Source organism: Algibacter pacificus (genome assembly GCF_008033385.1).
In the GTDB taxonomy this organism is placed as follows: domain Bacteria; phylum Bacteroidota; class Bacteroidia; order Flavobacteriales; family Flavobacteriaceae; genus Algibacter; species Algibacter pacificus.
This window is the reverse complement of sequence record NZ_ML701731.1, coordinates 44,055-65,260: the sequence shown is the minus strand read 5'-3', so window position 1 is coordinate 65,260 and position 21,206 is coordinate 44,055. Positions and strand designations below refer to the sequence as shown.

General features: G+C 33.0%; 14 protein-coding genes. 5 read left to right on the top strand and 9 right to left on the bottom strand.

The annotated features are described in order from the left end of the window. Positions 1-123 precede the first annotated feature (123 nt). Genes FQU21_RS00230 through FQU21_RS00215 form a run of 4 tightly spaced genes read right to left on the bottom strand, consistent with a single transcriptional unit; the run spans position 124 to position 5,321 of the window. Entirely contained in the window at positions 124-1,077 is a 954-nt protein-coding gene (locus FQU21_RS00230; protein WP_147676012.1) for an AAA family ATPase, read from the bottom strand. 4 nt (positions 1,078-1,081) lie between these two features. Further along, positions 1,082-2,545, bottom strand: coding sequence for a peptidylprolyl isomerase (locus FQU21_RS00225; RefSeq protein ID WP_147676011.1), 1,464 nt, complete (start codon positions 2,543-2,545; stop codon positions 1,082-1,084). Further along, positions 2,508-3,362 (bottom strand): peptidyl-prolyl cis-trans isomerase, encoded by an 855-nt coding sequence (locus FQU21_RS00220; RefSeq protein ID WP_147676010.1) that lies wholly within the window; start codon positions 3,360-3,362, stop codon positions 2,508-2,510. The genes FQU21_RS00225 and FQU21_RS00220 overlap by 38 nt, the downstream gene beginning before the upstream one ends. Positions 3,363-3,365: 3 nt before the next feature. Then, positions 3,366-5,321: a peptidylprolyl isomerase gene (locus FQU21_RS00215; RefSeq protein ID WP_147676009.1), complete on the bottom strand. Its 1,956-nt coding sequence runs from the start codon at positions 5,319-5,321 to the stop codon at positions 3,366-3,368. Between the two features lie 134 nt (positions 5,322-5,455). Between FQU21_RS00215 and FQU21_RS00210 the strand changes: the two genes are divergently transcribed. Continuing rightward, the gene (locus FQU21_RS00210; RefSeq protein ID WP_147676008.1) at positions 5,456-5,692 is read left to right on the top strand and encodes a hypothetical protein; all 237 of its coding nucleotides are present in this window, start codon (positions 5,456-5,458) and stop codon (positions 5,690-5,692) included. Between the two features lies 1 nt (position 5,693). Here the strand turns inward: FQU21_RS00210 and FQU21_RS00205 are convergent, their stop codons facing one another. Continuing rightward, a complete protein-coding gene (locus FQU21_RS00205; RefSeq protein ID WP_147676007.1) occupies positions 5,694-6,752 on the bottom strand; it encodes a hypothetical protein in 1,059 nt (352 codons plus the stop codon). Positions 6,753-6,928: 176 nt separating this feature from the next. On the opposite strand from FQU21_RS00205, the gene FQU21_RS00200 reads away from it, so the two are divergent. Genes FQU21_RS00200 through FQU21_RS00190 form a run of 3 tightly spaced genes read left to right on the top strand, consistent with a single transcriptional unit; the run spans position 6,929 to position 11,433 of the window. Continuing rightward, positions 6,929-7,825 (top strand): ABC transporter ATP-binding protein, encoded by an 897-nt coding sequence (locus tag FQU21_RS00200; protein ID WP_147676006.1) that lies wholly within the window; start codon positions 6,929-6,931, stop codon positions 7,823-7,825. 19 nt (positions 7,826-7,844) lie between these two features. After that, positions 7,845-8,669 (top strand): ABC transporter permease, encoded by an 825-nt coding sequence (locus tag FQU21_RS00195; RefSeq protein ID WP_147676005.1) that lies wholly within the window; start codon positions 7,845-7,847, stop codon positions 8,667-8,669. A gap of 28 nt (positions 8,670-8,697) precedes the next feature. Beyond that, the gene (locus FQU21_RS00190) at positions 8,698-11,433 is read left to right on the top strand and encodes a T9SS type B sorting domain-containing protein (protein WP_147676004.1); all 2,736 of its coding nucleotides are present in this window, start codon (positions 8,698-8,700) and stop codon (positions 11,431-11,433) included. 95 nt (positions 11,434-11,528) lie between these two features. Here FQU21_RS00190 and rimO read toward each other — a convergent pair whose 3' ends face one another. The 4 genes from rimO to FQU21_RS00170 form a co-directional block, all read right to left on the bottom strand. Then, complete coding sequence (gene rimO, locus FQU21_RS00185; RefSeq protein ID WP_147676003.1) at positions 11,529-12,833, bottom strand: 30S ribosomal protein S12 methylthiotransferase RimO; 1,305 nt, start codon at positions 12,831-12,833, stop codon at positions 11,529-11,531. Positions 12,834-12,929: 96 nt separating this feature from the next. Continuing rightward, positions 12,930-15,482 carry a hypothetical protein gene (locus FQU21_RS00180; RefSeq protein ID WP_147676002.1) on the bottom strand — a complete coding sequence of 851 codons (2,553 nt, stop codon included), beginning with the start codon at positions 15,480-15,482 and terminating at the stop codon, positions 12,930-12,932. 10 nt (positions 15,483-15,492) lie between these two features. Beyond that, positions 15,493-17,469, bottom strand: coding sequence for a thiol-activated cytolysin family protein (locus FQU21_RS00175; RefSeq protein WP_147676001.1), 1,977 nt, complete (start codon positions 17,467-17,469; stop codon positions 15,493-15,495). Positions 17,470-17,487: 18 nt separating this feature from the next. Then, complete coding sequence (locus FQU21_RS00170) at positions 17,488-19,968, bottom strand: ankyrin repeat domain-containing protein (protein WP_147676000.1); 2,481 nt, start codon at positions 19,966-19,968, stop codon at positions 17,488-17,490. A 133-nt stretch (positions 19,969-20,101) separates the two neighbouring features. On the opposite strand from FQU21_RS00170, the gene FQU21_RS00165 reads away from it, so the two are divergent. Then, positions 20,102-21,178 carry a serine hydrolase domain-containing protein gene (locus FQU21_RS00165; protein ID WP_246124689.1) on the top strand — a complete coding sequence of 359 codons (1,077 nt, stop codon included), beginning with the start codon at positions 20,102-20,104 and terminating at the stop codon, positions 21,176-21,178. The last annotated feature ends 28 nt before the right edge of the window (positions 21,179-21,206 follow it).

Sequence of the window (21,206 nt, the reverse complement as noted above, 5' to 3'; positions counted from 1 at the left end):
CATTACTGTATTCCTTGGAAATTTAACCTTTTACTTTATTTCCTTTTATTTTTTATTATAATAAATATTTATAGTAATAATTTGTGCTATATACATTTTTAGGCATCGCCTATAAAATTAGCACTAAAACAAGCTTTTGATAATGTTGGTTTCTGAAATACCTTCGGCTTCTGCTTTGTAGTTTTTAATAATACGGTGTCTTAAAACACCTTCGGCTACTGCTTGTACATTTTCGATATCTGGAGAAAATTTACCATGTACAGCGGCATGTGTTTTAGCTGCTAAAATTAAATTTTGAGATGCTCTTGGCCCAGCACCCCAATCTAAATAGTTTTTAACTATTTGTGGTGCTTTATCACTATTTGAACGTGTTTTTCCAACCATAGAAACCGCATATTCGATAACGTTATCGGCTACAGGAATACGACGAATTAAATGTTGAAAATCGACAATTTGTTTCGCAGAAAACAAAGCGTTAACCTTCACTTTATTATCGTTTGTAGTTGCTTTTACAACCTGCACTTCCTCTTCAAAAGTGGGATAATCTAGGTTAATAGCAAACATAAAACGGTCTAATTGCGCTTCGGGTAACGGATACGTTCCTTCTTGCTCAATAGGGTTTTGAGTTGCTAAAACAAAATATGGTAAATCTAATTTATAATGATGCCCAGCAACGGTAACGGCACGTTCTTGCATGGCCTCTAGTAAGGCTGCTTGTGTTTTTGGCGGAGTTCTATTAATTTCATCAGCTAAAATAATATTAGCAAAAATAGGACCTTTTATAAATTTAAAATGACGGTCTTCATCGAGAATTTCACTACCTAAAATATCACTTGGCATTAAATCTGGTGTAAACTGAATACGTTTAAAATTTAACCCCAAAGCTTGGGCAATAGTATTAACCATTAACGTTTTTGCTAAACCAGGTACACCAATAAGTAAAGCGTGACCTCCAGAAAAAACAGAAATTAAAATTTGATTTACAACATCTTCTTGACCTACAATAACTTTGGCTACTTCGGTTTTTAAAGCTTTAAATTGTTTTACAAATTGCTCAATGGCAACAACATCGGACATAGTTTTACTTTTTTAACCAGTTACTAGAAAACTCACAGTCTCTATATTTTGTTCCAATTTTAATATAGGTATCTGCTATTTTTTCTTTTTGCCAATCTTCAATGGCCTTAATTTTCATTTCGTCTAAAGCTAATTCTCTAATTTTTAAATAATCTCTAGCATAGTTTGCTTCATGCTCATCAATTCTATCGGTGACTCTTAATATTTTAAACTTAGTATTTCCAGAGCGATCCTGTTCGCTTAAAACTAAACTAATTTCACCTTCTTTTAAATCTTGAATTTGAGAATATAATTCAGGATCCATTTTAGTTAATTCGAAATTATAATCTTGTGTTGCTGGGTTTATTAATTGCCCGCCATCGTATTTTGTTTCTTTTTCATCACTAGCTTCTCGAGCGGCTTCTGCAAAGGTAATTTCTCCTTTTACAATACGGTCTCTTACTTTTTCTAAACGTTCTTTAGCTTCGTCAATAGCTTCACTAGACACTTTAGGGGTTAATAAGATATGGCTCACATCATATTCTTGGCCTCTAATTTTATTTACGGTAATAATATGGTAACCAAAGTCCGATTTAAAAGGTTCTGAAACCTCACCTTCTTGAAGCGAAAATGCCACCTCTCTAAATTCTTTAACCATTCGTGGTTTTTTCTTATTTAAGGTGTATTTTCCGCCACGGCTTGCCGAGCCAGGGTCTTCAGAATATAATACGGCTTTAGAACGGAAACTTGCTCCATTTTCAACAATATCGGTTTTAAATTGTTTTAATTTATCAATAACCTTTTGTTCTTCTTCTGGAGATACTTTTGGTTCTGAAACAATTTGTGCCACTTTAAGTTCTGTTCCAAAGATTGGGCGTTCTTCTTTTGGTATTTTAGAAAAGAATAAACGAACTTCTTCAGGAGTGACTTCTATTTCCGATACAATTTTGGCTTGCATTTCCTGTGCCAATTTATTTTTCTTATTAATATCGAACATTTCATTGCGAACGGCTTTTTCTGTATCTTTTTCGTAAAGCGCTAATAAGCGTTTCATATCGCCATTTAACTCCGCTAAAAATTGCTCCATTTGATAATCAACCATACTGCGAATTTCTGCATCGGAAACAACAATACTATCTTGAATAGCGTGGTGCGCATACAATTTATCTTCTAAAAGTTTACCAAATAATTGACAAGGCTCAATCTCTTTAACATCTACACCTTGAGCTTCCAATTGCAAATAGGTTTTATCAACATCGGATTCTAATACAATATAATCTCCAACTACTGCGGCAACGGCATCTATTTTTTTCTTTCTGTAATTATTTTCAACTTCGCTTTTTTTGCTCACAACTGCTTGTGTTGGCGCTACTTCAACCGCATCTTCAATAATCTCTTGAGCAAATACTGCTTGTCCTAAACACAGTAAAGCAACAGTAATAAATTTTAAGTTATTTATAAATTTCAAATTCTTTATTTTTAATAGCATCTTTAGTAATGTCTTTTTCTAATTTTTTAATAAGTTCTAATTTCCGTTTGTTTTTAACAATTTGATTAATTGTAGGCGTAACAAATTCTAACGGCGCTGTATCATTCCGCAATAAAACATCATTAATTTGCATCAAATATACTCCTAATGAATCTTTGAGCTGTATAAAATTAGATTTTTTTAACAGTTCATTTTTATTTTCGGGAGTTATTGCAGGTATTTTCTTTATAACTTGGCTTACTTTTATCCAAATAGAATCGTTTAAAGAGTAGGATTTAAATTGAATAGATATAGAATCTAATTCCCTTTTATCGGTTTCATTAAAACGTTTAAATTTTTTCTCGATACCCTTATAATCAATAATATTTTCGTCTACATGAATGTATCGAAATTTAAGCAATTCCTCATTCAATTTAAAAGCCTCTTTATTTTGACTGTAATAAGCTTCTGCCTCGCTTCTATTAACCACCGTATCTAGACTTCGCTTTACCAGCGCTTCAATATAAGACTTTGTATATAAATCGGTTTTATACTGAGCTACTAATTTATTGAATGCCGCTTGTTTTTTTTCACTTAAATTAAGTAATGCGCCATCTAAAAGTAATTGCCGTGTGGCCCAATTATTAATATAATTTTCAACTAAAATAGTGCTATCAATTTTAGAATTTGTTTCTGCTGCTACTGCCGCAATATCTTCTTTATACAAATATGCATTATTTACTCTGGCAATGGGCGTAGCGTTTTCTTCCTCTTTTAAAGAGAAATTACAAGACACCAATAGTGACACTAACATTATTAAGGTAAATATTCTTTGCATGGATTACTTATTACTTTCAATTTGAGATTTCACTTTATCAAACACCACTTTATTGATAACTACTTTATATTTATTAGCTAAAGCTTTTACCCATTTATCTTCTTTATCTTTTTGATAATCTGAAATAACTGCGCCTTTAGATTCTGCCAGAGTCTTTTGAGTTTCTGGCAAAACAGCCTTTACTTGTACCACTTCAAAAGCATCGTGATGTTTAAATATTTTTGAAATCCCTTTTTTAAATTGAAATGATTTTGGAAGCATTTGGTGCTGGGCATCCATAATTCCGGAAGTAAAAACAACCTCAACGGCATCCTTAGTATTGACAGTATTTTTAATAACCTCTAAAGCTTTATTTTTAGCTAATAATTTGGATACTTTTTTAAGTGTTTTTTCTTTAGCTGAAGAAGCCACCACAGCATCAATACGTTCTGGAAAAACATAATTTTCTTTATTTAATTCGTAAAACTTTTCAATGGCTAACGAATCTGTTTTCGCGGTATTCCAAATGGTTGTCTCCATTAAGTCGAAAAGTAATAATCCTTCCCGATACTCATTAATTATATTAGCAAAATCTTGATTTTCATTTTCTAAATTAGCCTCGTGATATGCCACTAAACTTGCGTTTAGAAAATCGTTGTATTTTTTTGAAATAATGGTTTTAAAAGATGTATCTCTACTTACACGTCGTTGGTTTTTCATTATAAAATAGCCGAAATCTAAATAAGTAAATGCTCTATCGCCTATGGTAAACAGTGTTTTTCCGCCATCAAAATCTAAAGGTAATTTCCACTTACTAATATAATAATCTGCATTTAAAATGGATGCAAAATAATCCAGATTTGGTTCTTTATCACTGACATTATAGGTCGTTTTTAAGTTATCATACAGCGCTTGATCAATACGTGTAGAGCGCTCGTCGTGCTGTACTTTGTTAACTAATTTTGCCTTTATGTCCTTAAAATCTTCAAGAGGTTTTTTATTGTATAATTTAATAATATGCCAACCATATTGGGTTTTAAAAGGTTTAGAAACCGCACCTATTTCCTTTAACCCAAAGGCGACATCTTCAAATGTTGGCGTGCTTAATTGCCCTCCAGAAAACGGCGGTAATAAACCACCTTTAGACGCAGAACTTTTATCTTCGGAAAACTGTTTAGCAAGCGCCTCAAAATCTTCCCCTTGTTTTATTTTTTTATAAATATCTTCAATTCTAGTTTCTAGATCTTCAGCATTAGCCTCTTCTTTTTTAAGAATCATAATGTGTGCTACAGTACATTCGCCTCGCGATTTACGTTTATCTTGCACATTAACTATATGATACCCAAACCGGGTTCTAAAAGGTTGAGAGGTTTCGCCAACAGCCGTATTATACGCGGCATTTTCAAAAGCATACACCATTTTAAACCCTGTAAACCAACCAAGTTGTTCGGCTATAATAGTTTTCCCATCGGCCTGGTGATTCATTACATTTTCAAAACCTTCCGTTAACGTCGCATCACGTAATTTGGATATTTTTTGATACGCTGCCAACGTATCGGCGGGACTTGCATTTTCAGATAATAACACTAAAATATGCTGAGCTTTTACTTCATTAGAAATACGATTATAAGCCTCTTCAACTAAAGCTTCCGTCACCGTATTATCGGTCATGAAATTTTTAGCCAGCTCTTTTCTGTAACTGGACAACTCATTTTTGTAGGCTGGTTTTTTATCTAAACCTTGAGTTTTAGCTTCCTTTATTTTAAGTTTATAATTGGTAAAAAGTTTAAGATATTCGTCTACATTTTTTTGTGATTCATCCTGCACTAAATTTAAGTTTTTATTGTAAACCGTCATAAATTCGGAGACATATACAGGATCGCCATCCACGTGCATTAACACCTCTTTATCTAATTCTTGAGCATTTAAAACAAAACATAAAAAGCTCTGAATTAACACAAAAAAATATTTAAACTTCATATGAAAATATAATTTTTAATAAAAGCAAAAGTAGTAATATTAACCTATTAGACAAGTTGATTTAACAAACGTTTTAAAAAGAAGATTATTGCACTTTTTAAAGTATATTTGAAACTTATTTAACACGATTACGTATGCGAAAACTAAAACTTATCTGGGATTTTAGAGGTCCTAATGGCCATAAAACAGCAGAACACCATGTAATCCATTTAAAAGAATACATTCAACTTGAAAAACTAGACATTAATATTACTGGTGTTGAAGTTTTAAGTGAGATGCACTCCATTGCTTTTTTAGTTGTAAATGAAGCCGATATGAAACCCATTCGAGATGCTTTAAAACCACATCGTGGGCAAGTTTACACCTCTTAACCTAAAATTTCAACAAGTTTACATTTTCGTAATTATGTGATAAAAACACTAGTGTTTGCTCTAATATTTCACCCATATTTTTACAATTTTTAAACCTTATATCTTGAGTGTAATCGTATATTTTAGATTTTAATAAATTTATATTTTCTTCGGTAGAAATAGAATCTTCTTTCATACATGCTACCAATTTTCCTATTCGAATATGGAAACTTTTTAAACGTTTTACTAAAATAGAACGCTCTTCAATTTTATATTGGTTTATGGATAACCTTTGAAAACTTTCGGAAACCAATTCTACCATTCTAAAATTTTCCTTAAAAAACTGAGGTCTATAAATGTTAAGTTTTCCTTCATAAGATTGCTGATCGAAATCTATAGCTCTAATTTTATAAACCACATGATCAAAATCGTGAGTGGGTACGATAACGTAATTATAAGAACGCATATCTCCTAAAAGCCTCACCATACAACGTTCGTTAAATTTTACAAATTCTTTAGCAATTTGCATTTTTTCCATTTTATCGCATTTTGGTAAAAAATTCTTAATAAACTCATCACCTGGAATGCCAACAATATGTTCCTCAATCAAAGTATTTTCATAAACCAAAAAATTCAAATAATAAGGCGAAAGCATGTGTTCCAATTCCAGACCATAAATACGCGATGCATCGGCTGTTTTTATATAGAAATAGGTGTAATTGTCATTTATAATATTTCGAACTTTTACTCGAAAAGGCTTAGAGTTTCCAAAAGTGCAAAAATCAATAGCATCAACATTTAAATACTGAAAAATATTTTCGTTCCCATCGGAATGTAGAATGGTGTAGACTTTTTTAAGCGAGTTATCAATTTCCTCGCGTTCAAATTCATTATAATACACTCGAATCCAAAGGGTGTCATTATCATCTTTATCATATACCACTACCGAGCCCTGGAAGCGTAATAAATCATCGTAAAAAATAGGGATTTTTGTATTCCTATTATAATCCGATAGATAATTACTTAACTTTTCCGTAATAGGGAAAGAGGGTTTTCTTTTCGATATTTTTAAATCTTCCATAGTCTGTAAATATATCTAAAATTAAAATATTTTTTCAGTAATTAGCAGAATCTCTTCTTATTCTTTTCAATATACAATGACACTTTTATTTCCTTTATTGTAACAAAAAAGGAAATATCTCGTCGTACTAAAAACAAACACCAGCTTTTAAAAAGCGGTATAAAAACCCATCGCGTTTGGAATCTATACTCACCATCAGGAATCTTACTAAAAAATTTGGATCTTTAACTGCCGTTAAAGATTTATCGTTTACCATAAACAAAGGAAATATCTATGGCATATTAGGTCCAAATGGCAGCGGAAAATCGACCACTTTAGGCATTGTTTTAAACGTGGTGAATAAAACAGCAGGTAATTTTCATTGGTTTGACGGCAACACCACAACACATGATGCTTTAAAAAAAGTTGGTGCTATTATTGAACGCCCCAATTTTTACCCGTATATGACGGCTGCACAAAACCTAAAACTGGTTTGTAAAATAAAAAACGTAGCCTTAAATAATATTGAAGAAAAACTTGAAATTGTTGGACTTTTAGATCGAAAAAATCATAAATTCGGCACCTTTTCTTTAGGAATGAAACAACGTTTAGCCATTGCTTCGGCCCTATTAAACGATCCTGAAATTTTAATTTTAGACGAACCTACAAACGGATTAGACCCACAAGGTATTCACCAAATTAGAGAAATTATTAAACAAATTGCCGCTAAAGGCACAACTATTTTATTGGCGTCGCATTTACTGGATGAAGTTGAAAAAGTATGCACGCACGTGGTTGTTTTACGAAAAGGTATAAAACTATATTCTGGCCGTGTAGACGAAATGATATCTAGCCACGGCTTTTTTGAATTAAAATGTAATAAAGAAGCTGAATTACTAGCCTTTATTGAAAAACACCCTGCATTTGCAAATGTAAAAACCGAAAACGCATTAATAACCGCTTTTTTAAAGGAACCGTTAAGTTCTGAAAATTTTAACAAACAGCTTTTTGAAAACGGCATTATTTTAACCCATTTAGTACAACGTAAAGAAAGTTTAGAAGAACAGTTTTTACAATTAACCGATAACCAATAATTCACACAAAGCCAAGCTTATGTTACGACTTTTAAATCTAGAATTGCAAAAACTCCTACTAAACAGAACCAGTAAAATTTTAATTTTTATTTCGTTTATTTTACCGTTTTTCGTGATTCTTTTATCATCTATAAAAATAAATGTTTTTGGGTTCTTTACTTTAGAATTGGGAGAACTAGGCGTATTCAATTTTCCTATAATCTGGCATTTAACTACTTTTTTCGCATCGCAATTTAAGTTCTTTTTTGCTATTGTTGTGGTGAGTATGATTGGTAATGAATACAGTAACAAAACCATAAAACAAAACCTGATTGATGGGCTTAGTAAAAAGGAATTTATTTTATCTAAATTCTACGCTATTGTTTTCTTTTCGCTAATTTCTACGGTGCTAATTGGGCTTATTTCGCTTTGCATTGGGCTGTATTATTCTAGTTATACCGAATTTGGAATTATTATTAGAGAGACTAATTTCCTACTAGCTTATTTTGTAAAATTATTGGGCTTTTTTAGCTTGTGTCTCTTTTTAGGCATGTTGGTTAAACGATCTGCTTTTGCTTTGGCATTCTTATTTGTCTTATTTATTTCTGAATGGATTATTTTTGGTTTATTAACCTGGCAATTCGACCACCATGTTGCTAGTAAAATTCAAAATTTCTTTCCGTTACAATCCATGTATAATTTAATAGAGCAACCTTTTCAACGTGTTGCGATGTCTAAATTCCCTGAAAAAGCAGAACTGGCTTATGATTATTTAGTGCATTGGCATGAACTTGTTATTGTTTTAGGTTGGACAGCATTATTTATATTTTTATCCTTTAAATTATTAAAAAAGCGGGATTTATGATATATTTGAAAGCTATTGCTCTTATTAAATGAAAAAAAAACTATTATTTACTTTATTTAATTTATTAGGACTTATTTTATTAGCTCAAGGTGAAGCTTCTAATTGGTATTTTGGATTTAATAGTGGAATTAAATTCGACTTAGCATCCAACAGCGTCTCTTCCTTATCTAATGGACAAATAGACACTTATGAAGGCAGCGCCTCAATTTCTGATGAATTTGGTAATTTACTCTTCTATACCGATGGAATAACCGTTTGGAATAAAAACCATAATGTAATGAGTAATGGCTCCAATTTATATGGAGATCCGTCCAGTACACAATCGGCCATTATTGTTCCAAAGCCAAATAACAACGATATTTATTATATTTTTACAGTAGACGACCATAACAATCAAGAATTTCATTATGGTTTAAACTATTCTGAAGTCGATATAACTTTAGATAATGGTTTAGGTAAAGTTACAACCAAAAACACAAACCTATTAAAAGACTGTTCGGAAAAAATAACCGCTGTACTAAAAGACTGCGTTACTCAAGCTATCTGGGTTATTGGCTTTGCTTCTAAAGACGGAAACCCCGGAGAACTAGATACTTTTTATGCCTTTGAAGTTAATGATACTGGTATACAAAACACACCTGTTAAATCCACATTTACCTTTCCTCCTAACATATTTACAGACTATCGAGGCTATTTAAAACTTTCTCCAGATGGCACTAAATTAGCCAGTTCTAATGTGCAAAACGGTTTGTTTTTATATGATTTTGACGTAAGTACTGGACTAGTAAGTAACCAGCTCCCCATTACAATAAGCGGCGTTGCAGACAAAGCTTACGGTTTAGAGTTTTCTCCAAACAGTGAATTGCTCTATGTAAATGCATATAACGATTTTAATAGCATAGATTATGCTGAAAACGAAGATCCAACAAACCATAAATCACAGCTTCTTCAATATAATTTACTAGCCACTGATATCGTGGGGTCTGCTGTTATTTTAGATAACAGGCAACTGTTTCGGGGTGGACTTCAACTGGCTCCAAATGGTAAAATTTATAGAGCTTTAAGCGCAACATACAGTCAAGGACTTACTTTTCTTGGAGCCATAAATAATCCCAATGAAATTGGACTTGCAAGTAATTATATACATAACGCCATTAGTATAGCTCCCAATTTATCATCTCAAGGACTTCCTCCATTTATACAATCCTTTTTTAACACAAAAATAGATATCATAAAAAATAACAAAAACACCATTAATTTAGATCTTTGTGAACATGAATCATATACATTAACGGCAGATCTTATTTCTGGAACTTCTATTCCTGGTGCTACATATTCCTGGTCCCTAAACGGAACGCCTTTAGCCGAAACAACTTCGGAATTATTCATAGACAAAAGCGGACATTACGAAGTTTATATTGACCCCAATAATGGCGATTGTGCCCTAGAAGGAGAAGCTTATGTAAACTATTATAACAATCCAATAGCTTTTGACTACACACTGCTGCAATGTGATGAAGACGCTATAGCAGATGGTATAACAACTTTCGTTTTAAACAAAGCTAACGAAGCATTAACTGGAAATAATCCTGACTTAGCAACCAAATTCTTTACCGATGCCGCAAGAACGAAGGAAGTTGATGGTGCCGAATATATAAACATAGCAAACCCAGAAACTATTTATGTTGAAGTTTATAATATTAACACATTATGCTTTAGCACTTCGGAATTAACTCTAGCCGTGAGTACAACAGGCACTAATGATGCGCAACTTACAGAATGTGATGATGATGGTATTGAAGACGGATTTCACACCTTTAATTTAGGCTATGCCAATACTCAAATTGCTACAGGATTGCCTGCTGGTATAACTATTTCATATTATGAAAATTATGATGATGCGCTATTAGAAAAAAACAGACTAAATAACAACTATACAAACACAACGGCTTATTCGCATACCATTTACGCCCGTATAGAAAATGCAAACGCCTGTTATGGTATTAGTGAAGTTTTATTAACCGTTAATAAATTACCAGAAATAGACACGGAAGCCTTAACCTATTACTGCACTAATAAATTTCCCGAAACCATAACCATTAACCCTGAAATAACAAATGATTTACCAGAAAATTTCACTTACCATTGGTCTACAAACGAAAGCACGTACTCCATAGAAATTAACAGTGTTGGTAATTATGATGTTACTGTAACAAATGCTAATGGTTGTTCTAAAACCCAAACTATTACTGTTGAAGGTGTAAGCATAGCTACCATAAACAATATTGAAGTCAAAGATATATCGGATAATAATATGATTACCGTTTTCGCTACTGGTGATGGTATTTACGAATACCAACTACTAGACGAAAACGCTACTATGGTTGTTGCTCCATACCAAAGCAGTCCTATTTTCGAGAATGTTTTCCCAGGAATTTACACGGTAACTGTAAAAGACACAAAAAACGATTGTGGAGAAATCATGGAAACGGCTTATGTTATTGGTTTTCCAAAATTCTTTACCCCCAATAGTGACGGCTATCATGATACATGGAAAGTTTATGGCGTGTCGGCCGATAACCAACCTAACTCAAAAATATATATTTATAACCGTTACGGTAAATTACTAAAAGCATTAACCCCAAAAAACAATGGCTGGAACGGCTCCTTTAAAGGCGCTCTTCTACCGGCAGACGATTATTGGTTTGTTATCCTATTAGAAGATGGCAGAACGTATAAAAACCATTTTTCTCTTAAACGCTAAGCAATACTACTGAAAAAGAATAACATAAAAAAGGTTTGAATATTAAATGTATTCAAACCTTTTTTATAAACAATATTTGCTTTGCTATACTTGATTTAAGAAACCACTTCGCCGTATAAATCGAAATCTTCTGCTTCTGTAACTTTTATTGTCGTGAATTCCCCTGTTTTTAAATAACATTTTGAAGCATCAATTAATACCTCGTTATCCACATCTGGAGAATCAAACTCGGTACGCCCCACAAAGTAGTTTCCTTCTTTTCTATCGATAACCACTTTAAATTCCTGCCCTATTTTATGCTGATTCAATTCCCATGAAATTTGAGATTGAATTTCCATAATCTGATTCGCTCTGTCTATTTTCACTTCTTCGGGAACATCATCCTCCAACGTATAAGCATGTGTATTTTCTTCATGAGAATATGTAAAACAACCTAAACGCTCAAAACGCATATCGCTAACCCATTGTTTTAATTCCTGAAAATTCTCTTCCGTTTCACCCGGGTAACCGACAATTAAAGTGGTTCTAATGGTCATTTCTGGAACAGCCTCTCTAAACTGATGAATCAATTTAGTAGTTTTCGTTTTAGTGGTACCACGACGCATACTTTTTAAAAGTGAATCGGATATATGCTGCAACGGAATATCTAAATAATTACAAACTTTAGGTTCCCGTTTCATAACATCAAGCACATCTAACGGGAACCCTGTTGGGAATGCATAATGTAAACGAATCCAATCGATGCCATCTACTTTTACCAAAGCTTCTAAAAGTTCGGCTAAGTTTCTTTTTTTATAAATATCTAGTCCGTAATAGGTTAAATCTTGAGCAATAAGAATTAATTCTTTAACACCATTAGCTGCTAATTTTTCTGCTTCAGTTACTAAATCTTCAATAGGCGTACTTTTGTGTTTTCCACGCATTAACGGGATTGCACAAAAACTACAAGGTCTGTCGCATCCTTCTGCAATTTTTAAATACGCATAATTTTTAGGTGTGGTTGTTAAACGCTCACCTATGAGTTCATGTTTATAATCGGCTCCCAAAGCTTTTAATAATCCTGGTAACTCCGTGGTTCCAAAATACTCATCCACATTCGGGATTTCCTTTACTAAATCTGGCTTATAACGTTCACTTAAACACCCGGTAACAAAAACTTTATCCACATCACCGTCTTGTTTTTTCTGAACATATTCCAGAATAGTATTTACACTTTCTTCCTTAGCATTATTGATAAATCCACAAGTGTTGATTACCACAATATTACCTTTTTCTTCATGAACAACATCCTTCCCGCTAGCCTTAAGCTGCCCCATTAATACTTCACTATCGTAAACATTTTTACTACAGCCAAGCGTTACAACATTGATTTTGTTCTTTTTAAGTGTTTTCGTTCTCATACCAAAAATTAAGTGTGCAAAGATACGTAATGATTTATGAATTTAGGTTTTCATTCTTAGAGTTTATTAAGCTTATCTCCTAAAAACGACATACAATTAATTCAATTCATCAAAAGCAGCTCTTCTGTTGAGTGGTTTATAAAACATTTTTGGTAACCCTTCAAAATCATAAACACCTAGTAAATTTGAAAATTCATGATAAATGGCTTTATCACCATTTTGTAGTTGTTTAATTTCCGCATCATTGGGTGTATTCGTGTTAAAATGATGTGCCAAACTGATATACTCAACTATAGAAATATTATTTTTAAACTCCTTTTTGTGGTCTCTATAAGCCAAACTTGCTACCCGTACTCCAGGCAAATTTCCTTTTTTAGCCCAAGCCGTAGTTGGTTTACTTTTTATGCTTTCAGTATATAATGATGGATTTTCTTGTGTATCCACAGCAACGTGGTTTTCTTGGTCAACGTCCCTCATTAAACTTGGATCTACGGTATCGTATTCTGAAGTATGTGCTCCAATAGCCGTATTACTATCATCATAATTGGATTCTATTATATTTTCACCAGGCTTAGTATACACGCCCTCTGGTATTTTGGCATAAGCGGCTTGAGCTTCAAACCAAGCTTTTTCTAGAGCAGCTCGATCCAAACGTACTGTTGTTGGTGGAATTTTAGCCGAATAATAATTATAATATGCCACGCCTTCGAGCCCAATAGGTTTATGCATTGTAATAATATTATTATTTTGATTTGCTGCAATAAAAACATCTGTACTTTTATTGTAGTAAACAAGGTGACCTTTCCAATTTCTTTGTGCTAATATATTATTATCATTTTTAGCTTTTTCAACTATATTGTCAATGAGATCCTGAGCATGATAAGCATAGTCCTGCCAAAGCTTAAATTTAAAATCGGATTTATAACGATTAAACTCGTCTTTAGCATTTAATATGGGGTCTTTTTTATCTAAGTAAGGATCCCATTTAACCTTGGTTTTAACAAACTCATTAAAATCTACTATACTTTCAATGCGCTGTAAAGTCACAGGAAGGCGATCTTTATCAAGGATAACCATCTCTTTCTTTACCGGATCGAATAAATAAGCATAATTACCGTACAATTGCACTTTTAACCTAATATTCTTAAATGTTGTTTTAGCGCCTACTTTTTTAGTTTCACGCATGGTGTTAGCTAATTCTGCATAATCTTCCCATGATTTTATTTCTGGAAAGTCATTTTTGTTTTTTGCATATTCTTGCTGTGCCGAAGTACCCTCTATTTTAGTCCATGCTAAATGTTCGCCACCTAAAACGGCATCTATTGATTCGTATTCATTTGCGCCAGCATTCAGTACATCTGTAACCGAATCATAGTTATTATTCTTTGTTGGCTTTGTTGCCTTAAAAGAATTATAGTGCGCAATTCCATTTACTGGTTTAAGCATGGTTAGAATATAATTATTTTTGTTTGCCGCAATAAAAACACCTGTTTTGGTATTGAAATATAAAAGATCGCCCATGACACGTTTTGTTTTTATAGCACTATCAAAACTCGATTTTTCAACAATGTTGTCTATTAAACTTTGAGCGTAGTAAGCATACTCATTCCATAATTTAAATTTAAAATCTCCTTTATGTTGCTGAAACTCTAGTTTCGCATTTTTTATGGCATTTTTTAACCCAGAATAATTATCCCATTTAATTTGACTTTCGAATATTTTCTCAAATGCTTGCAAACTTTTCACCTTTTGCATAGTTAAAGGCTTATTATTTTCATCTAAAACCAGCATGACCAAATCGCTTTTTACAAAAAAATAGGTGTCATGATAACGCTTGATAATATAGTTTTTATTTATATACTCAGGTTTACCATTAGCCCCTATTATAGTTGTTAGCATACTGTTTGCTTTGGCTGCATATTGCTGCCAATTCTTAAATTCAGGAAATTGCTGTTTATACTTTTCAAACTCAATATCTGGATGATATCCATGACGTTTAGACCATTTAGCCGCAGCTAAATTTTGATATTTTATATTCTTTTCATTTCTAATTCCCTGTATCTCATCTGTTACCTCTACTACACCATTATTTTGAGTATTAATCATTTTCTTAGGTCTATTTTTGTAATAATAAACATTTGAAATTTGACTTCCCGGTTTTTCAACCATCAATACTTTTTTCCCATTTAATAAGAAAACTGAAGTCTTTGGATTGAATTGTAATTGCTGTAAAGTAATTTCTTCCCACTTACCATTTACCCCAACACCAATTGCTTTTTTATTGTTAACACCAACAGCTTTACCATTCCCAGTAGATATCATAGTATGCAATAACACACCATTATCGAAAAAACCAATGATGTAGCCTTTTGGTATTCGAGTATGCGATTGTACTTTAGCATCTCCAGCATTAATAATATCTTCTGAAATTAACTTATTAGATTTACTTTGAGAGATTACTCCGGCTTGTTTTGCACAATATTTAACGGCATCCCAAGCTACAAGCGTGTTAATTTTTTTTGACACAGCATCATTTTTCCCTATTAAAGCTCTAGCTTTTAAAGCTAATTTACTTTGTGCTTGACCAAAAGAAAGAAAATGAACAGAAATGCATAAAAAGATGATTGTTTTAAATTTAAAGTGTTTCATGTTCTTTTTATTATTCCATAATTATACTATACTGGAGATGATACGTATGCTGATCGACAATAACAGAAATAATATTTCTTGCAGATTCTGTTGCTGCAGCCTGCTTATCTACCGCTAAAACATCTTTTAACCTTACCATTTTAGTCTCAGAATTGCTATCACTTTCATTAAAAACATAGGGGTCATGCTCCTTTACATAAAAGTAAACTTGTACGTAATAGTCGTTAATCTTTCTAGAGTCAATTTTAATTGGTAATGATGTTTTGTTGACATCGGCTTTTTTATCGTCCCCCATTTTCCCTGGGTTACTATCTTCGAAAAGTTTAATATTTGTGAGCGTTTTAGTTGTGGGACCAGCAAGATTTTGAGCTGTAGATATTACAGCTTGAAAGGTGCCATGCATATCATAGTCGCCATCTGAGGTTATCTTGTGTACCGTTAAACTTAGATCTTGCATTGGGTCATTTACCTCTCTACAGGTTCGTTTTGTATAACTTGTTGCCAAATTTGTTCTAGCAATCGTGTTATCCGATAAAAACCTTAACGTATAGGACACAGGTACCCCTAAAGATTTTTCGTTTAACTGCCCACCTGTTTCTAACATTTCTTTAAATCCATCATAACCGTTAACAGCAGTAATACCACCATCTCCATCTCCACCAACTATTAAAGCACTTATTTTGGTTTCTCCTTTTTCTACTGAACTCCCAAAATCGGCTTCACCTCCAGCTGTAAAAGCGCCTCTATACTCTCCATCTACATGAGCTGCAATATCCTCGCTATCAAAGGTGGTTTCCATAAAGAAATATGCAATTCTACCATAAGTTACTTGCGACACATATAATGGGGTTTTACCACTATTTAGAACCTCTATAGCATCTTTAGGATTAGTAAATACATCTTCTGGGCTACTAGGTTGATCGATATCCATGGTGTAATATATTTGCGCAAACTTGACGACTTTCAACGTTTTTTCTGAATTTGTAGCGTAATCAAAACTCACATTAGCCGTAACCGATTTATTTTCGAAATGTCCGCCTAATGCAATACTAAGTTCTTCTTTACTATCTACTTCTAAAATCTCAAAATTTGCTTGCACATCCAAAGCACCACGTTGCTGATTTATCATTATATCATTCATGGCTGTTCTAATTTTACTAAGCGAAGGGTTTTCAACGTGCATGGCAGGAATACCTATAACAGCACTACTTGTAGAAATATCTAAAGGAGCTCTATCTTTACCTGATTTGATATTATTATATGAACCATCTGCTAAATCTTCAGCATAAATTAAAGCTCCTGGATAAATAGCATTTTGTGTTGGATTAGTTAAAAAGTTAACATCAAAAGAAGCACTTGCCACATACTCTTGTGTTGTACATATTCTTGTTTTGGATACCTTTTCTTTTTTTGCAACACCACGTTTTGTTGCTTTCGTAGGTATTACTCTTTTACTTATTGTAAAGGAGCCGGCATTTACATCGTCACTAGAAAATTCACCATCAAATTCAAAATTTTCCAACTCCTCTGTCCTTATGGCTTCAGCATCGGCAGTAAATTCTAACGCACCACCGGCATCCATATACACCGATTGATTACCTTGAGTTAAGGGACAACCACAAGGAAAATTATACGTTTTAGAAACATCTCCAACATATTTTTTAACCTTTACATTTCTTATGGTTACCGATTTAGTCCACCCAATACCGTTTAAGGTAATTTCTACACCAATAACTTTACCAATGTCATCTTCTTCATCAATAGTAATAGAAGGTATAATAGATGACGCTAATTTTCCACCAATAACCTCGCCATTCTTTCCTGTAAGCACAACCCTTACTTGAGCCTCTCCTGGCAAATCTCTACCTTGTAATTGTTTAATTAAAGGGTCGGCATCAATCATAACTTTATATTCTGCATCTTGTGCTAATGCATCAAAAAAAGGTAGTAACAATAATAGGATAACAAAACACTGTAATCTTTTCATAAAAAATTTATTTTCGTTTTAATTTTTAATTTTTCGTTCTCCACCTAAATTTTTTATGGCGGTTTTAGTAGCTTGGTGTTTTGCTGCTTTTCTCGGGGTTTCGCCTTCATTATTTATCGCATTTACATTGGCTCCTGCATTGGCGAGTGCTTGTATAGTTGGTATATAAGTTTTTCCCTTAATGGCAGCAGCGTGCAGTAATGAATTACCCTTATTATCTTGAGCATCTGGAGAAACACCGGCTTTAAGCAAGGCTATTACTGTGTTTAAACTATTTCCATTAGCTATAGAAACATGAATAAATGATGAACCATTTGCGTCTTTATATTCCATATTTACATCACTATTAACTAATAAAGGCACTATTTTAAAAGCCGAATATTTTGATGCTAATAGCATAGAATTATTACCGTTAGGCAACGCATTATTATCTAGCAATAAATTAAATACCTCTAAACTATTTCCAATAATTGCAGAATTAAGACCTGTTTGGGCCATAGCTCCATTTTCTATTAAAGCAGAAACCACTTTGACATTATTTTTTTGTGCACTTGTTTTTATAAACTCTGAGTTCGAGCATTCTGCACCATTATTGATTAAAAATAAAACAATATCGGTATAGTTCATATGAATAGCTATTGGCATACCTAAGTTTACATTGGCACCTGCGTCGATTAATAATTGAACTATTTCCAATTGATTTGCTTTTGTTGCAGATTCGATCCCGTGATTAGGATCGGCTCCATAATCTAACAACACTTTTGTTATTTCTAAATTAGAATTCGCGGCCTTTTTTATAAGTTCAGCATCTGTAACTGGTGCTCCCGCATCAATAAAATACATCACTAAATCGCCATTATTTTTAGCTATTGCAGAAAGCATTCCTGCTGCTGGTTCACCACCGTGGTCTACTATTTTTTTAGCTAAGTTATCATTTCCAGTTTCTACCGCTGCTTTTAAATACACTGTAGGTTTTGTTTTATCGGTTTCTAAAGCTAAAAAGGCTAAATCGTTGTTTTTAGCCGTTATAGCCGCAGACAAAGCATCATCTGCATCCCCATTATAATCGTATAAAATTGTAGTTAGTAAATCTGAATTATTTTTTAAGACCGAGTAATCTATAGCTTGTTTTAAATCAACATCATCACGAGATATTAAATATTCAATAATTTCTAATTTATCTTTGGAAATAGCGTATCCCAAAGCATCTTTTGCTTTACCACCCTTTTTTAGGCCCATTTTAAGTATACTTAAATTTTCGTTATCAATGGCTTTATTTATAGACCTATTATCTGTTAGTCCTTTTAAGTCCAATAAATTTGAGTATAGATCTTCATCATTTTGTTGAGCAGCCAAAACAAAAGCTTCACTTTCTGGTTTTACTTTAGGCAAAAATAAGGCTATCATATTTTGGTTTTCATTTCGAATAGCCTCTGTTAACATACTCGATTTTGGAGCGCCCCCATATTTATTAATTAAGTCGTTTACCAAAATAACATTTCCCGATTTTACCGCGGCATTCATTGCCGTTGCACTCGGTGTCATTTTAGATTTGGATAGTATGGCCTCGGCCATTTGTATTTGGTCGGTTTTAAAAGCCTCGTCTAAATGAATTCTTGTAAAAGCGGATGATTTTTCACTAAGCATTTTCTTTACTAAGTCCAAATCCTTTTTACTTATGGCCAAGGATGCTGTTTTAGATGTTACATTAACATCACCAGAAGACAATAGTTCCAATACCACATTTGTATCGTAATTAGAGGTTAAAGCATATTCCAAAACACTACTAGACACTTTAGGGTTATTTCCTAAAATTGTTTGTAACATCTCACTACTCTTTTGATCTATAGCCATTTTTAACGTCTGGTCTTGATCGATTGTACCTCCTGCACTAATTTTTTCGTTTAAAATTCTAATAGCCTCATTCTTATTACCCGATTTCATAGCACTGGTTACGGCTTTATCACTAAGTTTTCCATATACTGTTACTTCGGTCAAGTTTACACCGCCAATATAAGTATCCCAAATACGTAAATATCGCCCTGAAAAGTTACTAATAGGGGTTATTCCTATGGGACTAGAAACATTTAATGTTTTTGAAATCAACCCTACAGAAGAACTTTCCTTAGGGTTATACACACCTTTAAAGTTTGGATCATTACTAATTACAGCTACAAGGCCGTTGTTATTGAAGTTTGGGTTTACAAATTTAATACCCTTTGTAGACAGTGAAATTTTACTAATATCATAAATACTTTCCAAATCAATTTGAATCCATTGATATTGACCTCCTACAGTTTGGCTGTAAAAAGTAACACCTTCAACATCCTCTTTTGTCAAGAAATCATCATTCCCATCAACACAGTAATGCCCATCGTTAGCCCCATTAATAGAAGACATTTTTACATTTTTACCTTCTGAAATAACATCTTGGGCAAATCCATAATATGATAAAAAAAAGAGTATAAAAATTAAATTTAATGTAGTAGTTTTATACATTCGATAAATAAAAATTAAGTTAAACAACTGAAACACAAGTGTTTTTTGGTGCAATTTAACAAACAATTAATAAAACCCAAGTTATTTTTAAACCTTTGATAAAAAAAACAGTCACAGTATTAAAACAAATCTTTTGAAAACTATCAATTACTTCATCTTTTTTTTCATATTATCCTTAAGTAGCTGTTCTTCTAAAAATTCCAATGAACTTAAAGAAGACTCCCCTATAAATTCCATGTATTTCCCACCGATAAACTCTGATACTTGGGAAACAAAATCCATTTCCGATTTAAATTGGAATGAAACCCAACTGCAGCCACTTCTGGATTACTTAGAAGAAAAAAACACGAAAAGCTTTATGGTTTTACACAACGGAAAAATTGTAATAGAAGCTTATATGAACGAGCACAGCAGCTCCAAATTTTGGTATTGGGCCAGTGCAGGAAAAACACTAACATCGACTACCGTTGGGATTGCTCAAGATAACGAACTATTAAATATCAATAATAAAGTATCGGATTATTTAGGAACAGGCTGGACGATTACCACTCTAGAACAAGAAAACCTAATAAGCTGTAAACATTTATTATCTATGAACTCTGGTTTAAATGATACTTTGGGTGATGATGTTTCACCCGAAAACCTTCAGTATTTGGATGATGCAGGGTCTCGCTGGGCCTATCATAATGTTTATGTTAAACTGCAAGATGTAGTTGCAGCAGCAAGTAACCAAGATTGGAACGATTATTTTACCGATAATTTAAAAGACAAAATTGGCATGACGGGTCAATGGATTAATCTTAATGATTTAAATGTTTATTGGAGCAATACCCGAAGCATGGCGCGTTTTGGACAACTTATTTACGCGAAAGGCAAATGGGAAAACACACAAATTGTTTCTGAAAATTTTCTAGATGAAGCCACAAACACCTCTCAAAATATTAATGAAGCTTATGGTTATTTATGGTGGATAAATGGAAAATCTACCTATCATTTACCACAAACACAATTTGAGTTTAGCGGCAAATTAATTCCAAATGCTCCCGATGATATGTATGCGGCATTGGGTAAAAACGACCAAAAAATTTATATTGTTCCTAGTAAAAAATTAGTCATTATTAGAATGGGAGAAGCTGCAAGTGACGAAAATTTTGCGTTATCTAGCTTTGATAACGACTTGTGGGAAAAACTAAATGCCTTGATGGATTAATTACACCAATAGTTTCAAGCCATTTTAT